At 72.6% G+C, this 6,980-nt stretch carries 6 protein-coding genes and 1 pseudogene; 2 read left to right on the top strand and 5 right to left on the bottom strand.

Features of this window, described 5'->3' with window-relative positions:
- Window positions 1-129 precede the first annotated feature (129 nt).
- Window positions 130-669 carry an alkyl hydroperoxide reductase gene (locus ACFWPS_RS16095; RefSeq protein ID WP_383705335.1) on the bottom strand — a complete coding sequence of 180 codons (540 nt, stop codon included), beginning with the start codon at window positions 667-669 and terminating at the stop codon, window positions 130-132.
- Window positions 670-675: 6 nt separating this feature from the next.
- Window positions 676-819: pseudogene (locus tag ACFWPS_RS16090) on the bottom strand (peroxiredoxin); the annotation flags it as partial.
- Between the two features lie 103 nt (window positions 820-922).
- Between ACFWPS_RS16090 and ACFWPS_RS16085 the strand changes: the two are divergent.
- The gene (locus tag ACFWPS_RS16085; protein ID WP_383705402.1) at window positions 923-1,831 is read left to right on the top strand and encodes a LysR substrate-binding domain-containing protein; all 909 of its coding nucleotides are present in this window, start codon (window positions 923-925) and stop codon (window positions 1,829-1,831) included.
- A gap of 6 nt (window positions 1,832-1,837) precedes the next feature.
- Here the strand turns inward: ACFWPS_RS16085 and ACFWPS_RS16080 are convergent, their stop codons facing one another.
- Genes ACFWPS_RS16080 through ACFWPS_RS16070 form a run of 3 tightly spaced genes read right to left on the bottom strand, consistent with a single transcriptional unit; the run spans window position 1,838 to window position 5,402 of the window.
- Window positions 1,838-4,186, bottom strand: coding sequence for an ABC transporter permease (locus ACFWPS_RS16080; RefSeq protein WP_383705332.1), 2,349 nt, complete (start codon window positions 4,184-4,186; stop codon window positions 1,838-1,840).
- On the bottom strand, window positions 4,183-4,881 hold the full coding sequence (locus ACFWPS_RS16075; protein WP_383705330.1) for an ABC transporter ATP-binding protein: 699 nt from the start codon (window positions 4,879-4,881) through the stop codon (window positions 4,183-4,185). The genes ACFWPS_RS16080 and ACFWPS_RS16075 overlap by 4 nt, the downstream gene beginning before the upstream one ends.
- Entirely contained in the window at window positions 4,878-5,402 is a 525-nt protein-coding gene (locus tag ACFWPS_RS16070) for a PadR family transcriptional regulator (RefSeq protein WP_383705328.1), read from the bottom strand. The genes ACFWPS_RS16075 and ACFWPS_RS16070 overlap by 4 nt, the downstream gene beginning before the upstream one ends.
- Window positions 5,403-5,593: 191 nt before the next feature.
- Between ACFWPS_RS16070 and ACFWPS_RS16065 the strand changes: the two genes are divergently transcribed.
- Window positions 5,594-6,532 (top strand): NAD-dependent epimerase/dehydratase family protein, encoded by a 939-nt coding sequence (locus tag ACFWPS_RS16065; protein WP_383705326.1) that lies wholly within the window; start codon window positions 5,594-5,596, stop codon window positions 6,530-6,532.
- Window positions 6,533-6,980: the final 448 nt, after the last annotated feature.

Genomic DNA, 6,980 nt, shown 5'->3' with positions numbered 1-6,980 from the left:
ACCCTTGGGGGGGGTGGGGTGTGGGGCCGGGGGCGGGGGCGGGGGGGGGGGGGCGGGGCCCCCCCCCCCCCCAGGGATGCGGAAGACCCCGCCTACGAGAGGTGAGCGGGGTCCCCGGAGTCGCGGTGCCTACTCCAACTCGGCCAGGACGGCTTCGGCTTCCAGGGCGGAGCCAACCGCCTGCACCACCGAGGCGATCTTGAACGCCTCCTGGATCACCTCACGGCCCACCCCGGCCTTGCGCAGCACCTGCTCGTGGGAGTCCAGGCACATCCCGCAGCCGTTGATCGCGGACACCGCGAACGACCACAGCTCGAAGTCGGTCTTGTCGACCCCGGGGTTGCCGATGACGTTCATCCGCAGCCCCGCGCGCAGGGCGCCGTACTCGTGGTCGGAGAGCAGGTGGCGGGTGCGGTAGAAGACGTTGTTCATCGCCATCACCGCGGCCGCGGCCTTGGCCGCCGTGTACGCCTCCGGCGACAGGTTCGCCTTCGCCTCCGGCGCCAGCTCGCGCAGCACGATCGGGGAGCGGGCGGCGATGGCGGTCGCCAGGACCGTGCCCCACAGCTGCTGCGCCGGCAGCTCCGAGTTGCCGATGACCGAACCCAGGTTGAGCTTCAGGTCCTTGGCGTAGTCCGGTATGGCGGACTTCAACGCGTCGAGCGACATGTCAGCTCACTCCCCGGCGAGCAGCGCGCCCGCGTCCAGCGTGTCGTCACCCTTGGTCCAGTTGCACGGGCAGAGCTCGTCGGTCTGGAGCGCGTCCAGGACCCGCAGGACCTCCTTGGGGTTACGGCCCACCGAGCCCGCGGTCACCATTCGGAGGTGGCTATTAGTGGCTCTGGGTAATCCCCTGGGGAACGGTGTCGGCGTCGGGGCCGGTGGTGTCGGGGGCAAGCGGCGGCAGCCCAGTCCCGCGCAGTTGCGCGCCTTCTGCGCCGTCGCCGAGCACCTCCACTTCCGGGACGCGGCGGCCGCGATAGGCATGAGCCAGCCCGCCCTGTCGGGGGCCGTCGCGGCCCTCGAGGAGACGCTCGGCGTCACGCTGCTCGAACGCACCACCCGCAAGGTGCTGCTGTCGCCCGCCGGCGCGCGTCTGGCCGTACGGGCGAAGGCGGTGCTGGAGGAGGTGCAGGCGCTGCTGGCGGAGGCCGAGGCGGTGCGGGCGCCGTTCACCGGCGCGCTGCGGCTCGGGGTGATCCCCACCGTCGCGCCGTATCTGCTGCCCACCGTCCTCGGACTGGTCCACGACCGCTATCCGGACCTCGACCTCCAGGTCCACGAGGAGCAGACCGCCAGTCTCCTGGACGGGCTCACCGCCGGCCGCCTGGACCTGCTGCTGCTCGCGGTCCCGCTGGGTATCCCCGGTGTCCTCGAACTCCCGCTGTTCGACGAGGACTTCGTGCTCGTCACGCCGCTCGGCCATCCGCTCGGCGGCCGCACCGGCATCGCCCGCGAGGCGCTCAGGGAGCTGAACCTGCTGCTTCTGGACGAGGGGCACTGCCTGCGCGACCAGGCCCTGGACATCTGCCGGGAGGCAGGACGGAAGGACGCTCCCGTCACCACCACGGCCGCCGGTCTGGCCACCCTCGTCCAGCTGGTCGCCGGCGGGCTCGGCTGCACCCTGCTGCCGCACACGGCCGTCAAGGTCGAGACGAGCCGCAGCGAGCAGCTGCGCACCGGTTCCTTCGCGGAGCCCGCCCCGAGCCGCCGGATCGCCCTCGCGATGCGCGCCGGGGCGGCACGCGGCGCCGAGTACCGGGAGCTGGCGGCCGCGTTGCGCGAGGCGCTGCGGCCGCTGCCCGTCCGGGTCCTCGGCGCCGGTTCCTGACACCGGCTATTCGGTGCGCAGGCCGTCCGGGCGCATCAGCCGCAGCAGGGGCGGCAGGCTGAGCAGGGTCACCGCCAGGACGACCACCGCGCCGAAGCCGGTCATCGCCAGCACACCCGGCCAGTCCACGCGCACCGTGGAGCCGACCATCCTCAGCAGCACCGTGCCCAGCGTCAGCCCCACCACGCCGGCCAGCACCAGGCCCAGCCCGACCGGGATCGCCGCCTGCCACAGCACCGACAGGCTCAGCGTGCGGCGCCGGGTGCCGAAGGCGACCAGGGCCGACAGCAGCTTCTTGCGCTCGCGCAACTGCTCCAGCTGGCCGACCAGCAGACTCGCGCCGATCAGCGCCAGTACGGCGGCCGCGCCGACGAACAGCCCGGTGCGGATGGACTCGAACTGGCCGTCCCGCTCGAACCGGGTCAGCGCCTCGGCCTGCATCAGCGGGTCGATCCGGACCGCCGTGTTGATCACGTATTCGTTGGCGTCGCGCACCCCGGAGTCGATGGACAGATAGACCACGCCCTGCACCGCCGTGTCTGCGCCGGCGGGCAGCGCGCCCGGGGTGAGCAGAAGGCCGCCGCGCTTGTAGCCGGTGGGGTCCTCGCGGGTCTGTGCCTGCTTCAGCCCCGCCGGTACCGCCCAGCGGCTCGGGGAGCCCTCGGTGTCGCCGGTGTAGGAGGGGTTGAGGTACAGCGTCCGGCCGTGCTTCTCCCCGGTCGCCAGCAGCTTCGCGGTCTCGGAGTCGCTGTCGGACCCCTTCAGCGCGAAGGCGTCTCCGTCGTGACAGGACGGCAGGACGGCGATCTCCCGCAGCGAGGCGCAACTGCCCACGCTCACCTGGGTGGTCTGGCTCGGGTCCTTCTTCAGGTCGCCGGCCTGGCCGTCGGCGATCGACACCACCTTCCGCACCCCCTTGGTGGCGGTCATGGCCCGCGCGACCTCGGGCACCGAAACACCGTCCGGAACCTGGATCGACATCTGCGCGCGGTTCAGGTCGTTGGCGGTCACCTTGGTGTAGTCCGCCTCGACACCGGCGAAGACCATCTGGAGGGCGATCGCACCGGCCACCGCGACCGCGATGCCGTTGACCATGCGGGCCGCCGTACCGCTGCTCAACTGCAGCCGCCGGACGGCCAGTTGCCAGGCCACCGTGCCCCGGCCGAGCCGGCCGACGACCGTCTCCACGACCCACGGCAGCAGAGCCGTGACGCCCACCAGGAGGAGCAGGACGCCGCCGGTCACCAGGTACTGGTTGAAGTCGCCGTCGCCGCGGCCCTGCCCGATCATCGGGTAGAGCGCGGCCAGACCGGCCACCGGGAGCAGCAGCCGCCACCACAGCCGGCGGCGGGCGGGCTTCGCCGTACGCACCACGCCGAGCGGCTCGATGACCACCCCGCGCAGCGTGAACAGGGTCACCAGCACGGCCGCCGCCGGGACGGTGACCGCCACCAGCAGGGCCAGCACGGGGGAGGGGTTGAGGTAGCTCGGGAACACGCTGATGCCGAACACCTCGACGCTGCCCGCGAACTGACGGCCGGCCAGGAAGAAGCCGACGCCGAGGACGAGTCCGAGGAGCGCGCCCGCCATCGCCTCGCCGGCCGCGATCCGCCGTACCATCCGGCCGTCGGAGCCGACCAGCCGCAGCGCGGCCAGCCGTCGGTCGCGGCGCTCGCCGCCGAAGCGGACGGCGGCCGCGACGAACACGGCGACCGGCATCAGCAGCACCACGAACACCACGAGGACGAGCAGGGTGAGGACCGGGTCGGACTCCTCGTCCGGGGACCGGGGGCTGCCGAAGTGGTCGATCCGGGCCACGTCCGGCGGGTGGATGTGGGCGGCGAGGTCGGCGGAGCCCGCGTAGTAGGCGAGCTCCTGCGAGCCGGTCAGCCCGCTCTCCGCGATGGTGGCGGTGATCCGGTACGGCAGCCGGGCCCGCAGGAGGGCCCCGTCGGGGGAGTCGAGCAGCCGCTTCAGCGCCGGCGAGACGGCCATCTCGCCGGGCGCCGGGTACGCGGTGAGCCCGGGCGGCACCGGCGCCTTCGCGCCCTCCCGCTGGACGATCCGGCCGCGGATGTCGTTGCCCCGGTAGGGGGTCTCGATGTCCGCGACGACGAACGTCTTCTCGCCGGCCTTCATGGGCTTGCCGAAGACGTACGTGTAGTCCGCCCGCGCCACGTCGCGCTGGTGGCGCACGGCCAGCGCGCTCGGGATGGCCGTGGTGAGCAGCAGCAGAGCCACCCCCAGGCCCACGCCCACCGCCGTCATCGCGGCCCGGAACCAGCCCTCGCGTCCGCCCCCGAAGGCGAACCGGACCCCCATGGCCAGATCCCTGGACCACTGCCTGGCGTTCATACCGCCCGCTCCATGTCCCGGGACTTCCCGTCCCGTACGACGATCTCGCGGTCCGAGTAGGCGGCCACCCGTGCCTCGTGCGTGACGAGGACGACGGCCGCGTTGGTGGACCGGGCGGCGTCCGTCAGCAGTTCCATCACCCGCTCGCCGTTGAGCGAGTCGAGCGCGCCGGTCGGCTCGTCCGCGAACAGCACCCGCGGCCCGGTCACCAGCGAGCGCGCCACCGCGACCCGCTGCCCCTGCCCGCCGGAGACCTCGCCGGGCCGCTTCTTCGCGAGGTCGTCGACCTCCAGGCGCCCCATCCAGTCCAGCGCGGTCTTCTCGGCCTCCTTGCGGGAGGTGCCGTTCAGCCGCAGCGGCAGCGCGACGTTCTCCACGCAGGTCAGCTCGGGCACCAGCTGCCCGAACTGGAAGACGAACCCGAACTCGCTGCGCCGCAGCGCGCTGCGCTCGGCGTCGGTCATGGTCGCCATCTCCCGCCCGGCGTACATGATCGACCCGGCGTCGGGCGGCACGATCCCGGCGAGGCAGTGCAGCAGCGTCGACTTGCCGGACCCCGAGGGGCCCATCACGGCGACGACCTCACCCGGATGTATGGAGAACCCGGCCCCGTCGAGGGCGACGGTCGGGCCGTAGGCCTTGCGCAGCCCCTCGGCGGTGAGCAGCGAGCCGGCCGGAGCGGCGGGGGCGTTCACTTGGCCACCTCCGCACGGAGCTTGTCGAGCCGGGCCGCGGTCAGCTCCAGCCAGCGCAGGTCGGCCTCCAGGTGGAACAGGGCGTGGTCGCAGACGAGCTGGTCCGCGAGGTCGCCGTGGCGCTTGCGGTCGGTGAGGATGCGCATGCTGCGCAGGTGCTCGGAGCGCTGGCTGTCGAGGATCTCGCCGGCGTCGCGGTGCGTCAGCAGGGCGAGCACGACCTTGGTGTACAGGGTCGACTGGAGGTACTCCTCCGGCTTCTCCGGAGTCGCGAGCCACTGCTCCACGTCGGTGACCCCGGCGTCGGTGATGGCGTACCGCTTCCGCTCCGGCCCGCCGCCCGCCTCGATGCCGTCGACTTCCACGAGCCCGTTCTTCAGCAGCCGGGACATCGTCGAGTAGACCTGGCCGTAGTGCAGCGGCCGGTCGTGACCGAACTTCTCGTCGAAGGCCCGCTTCAGGTCGTAACCGTGGCGCGGGCCGGACTCCAGGAGCCCCAAAAGCGTGTGACCGATGGACATGTCGAGGACTCTACACACGGTGTATACGCCGTATGTATACGCGGAGTGTGTAGATCACGGCGGGGCGTGTGAACGCGCACGTGGGAGCCGATTGTCACGGTTGTGCGACAGCGCGATGTCACAGCGGGGCGGGTCTGTCTCGTCTCCGGTCCGGGAGCCGGTTCCCGGTTCCGGAACGGATCAGGAAGGTGATGACCGTGCGGGTGTTCGTGGCAGGTGGCAGTGGGGTTCTGGGACGACGGCTGGTGCCGCGACTGGTGGCGCGGGGGCACCGGGTGACGGCTACGACGACGAGCGCGGCCAAGCTGGGACTGCTGAGGGAACTGGGCGCGGACGGGGTCGTCATGGACGGCCTGGACGCGCTGTCGGTCGGCGCGGCGGTGGCCGGGGCCCGCCCGGACGTGATCGTCCACCAGCTGACCGCGATCTCCCCGGCGCACGCCGGCAAGCCGGACATCAGGCACCCCGACCGCTGGTTCGCCCTCACCAACCGGCTGCGCACCGAGGGCACGGACCATCTGCTCGCCGCCGCCGAGGCGGCCGGCGTCCCCCATGTCGTCGCGCAGAGCCACGCCAGCTGGAACGGCGTCCGCGAGGGCGGCTGGGTGAAGACGGAGGAGGACCCGCTGGACCTGATGCCGGGAACGCCCGCGCACGGCGGCATGCTGGCCCTGCACCACCTGGAGGACGCCGTGCTCGGCGCGGGGGGCGCGGCCCTGCGCTACGGCGCGTTCTACGGCCCCGGCGCCATCGACGACCAGGTGGAGCTGGTCCGCAGGCGCCAGTACCCCCTGGTCGGCCGCGCCACCGGCCACAGCAGCTGGATCCACCTCGACGACGCGGCGAGCGCCACCGTGCTGGCCGTCGAGCAGAAGGCGCGGGGCGTGTTCAACATCGTCGACGACGAACCGGCGCCGGCGGCCCAGTGGCTGCCGTATCTCGCCGAGTGCGCCGGGGCGAGGCGGCCGCTGCGGGTGCCGGTGTGGCTGGCCCGCCTCCTGGCCGGCGAACAGGCGGTCGTCGTCATGACCCAGGGCCGCGGCTTCTCCAACGCCAAGGCGAAGCGGGAGCTCGGCTGGGAACTGCGGTACCCGTCCTGGCGGCAGGGGTTCAAGGAGGAGCTGGCGTGAGCCCGGCGGAGGAGAGCGCGGACGCGGGCCTCCGCGACCGCGCGGGCCGGGCCGTCGGCGCCCCGGCCCTCGGCATCCTCGACGGCCGCCTCCGGACGGTTCGTCCGGTGCGCTGAGGACCGGCGCCGACCGGGGTCCTCCGGCAGGCGTCCCGCGTCGGCCGGGGCCCGCCGCGGCAGGAACTCGATCTGTGCGTCGGCCGACCGGAGTTCGTTCCCGGCCCATCGCGCCGAGGCGTCGGGTGCGGACGCGGGTCCCTCCGGGTCGTGCGGTTCTGACCGTGTTCGTCCTGCTCGGGCCCTGCCGAAGCGTATCCAAGTGATATCGCTTGACAGTGCCCGGCAACCCTCCGTCTTCTCCGTTCGTCGGTTCCGTTGGGTGGGGGTGCTGATTGTCACGTCCGAAAAAGGGCAGATCGTGCGTCCTTTGTCATAGCGAGCGGTGTTAG

The sequence above is a fragment of the Streptomyces sp. NPDC058457 genome (genome assembly GCF_042720695.1).
Classification (GTDB): Bacteria; Actinomycetota; Actinomycetes; order Streptomycetales; family Streptomycetaceae; genus Streptomyces.
The sequence above is the reverse complement of the archived record's forward strand: the minus strand, read 5'-3'. Positions and strand labels throughout refer to the sequence as shown.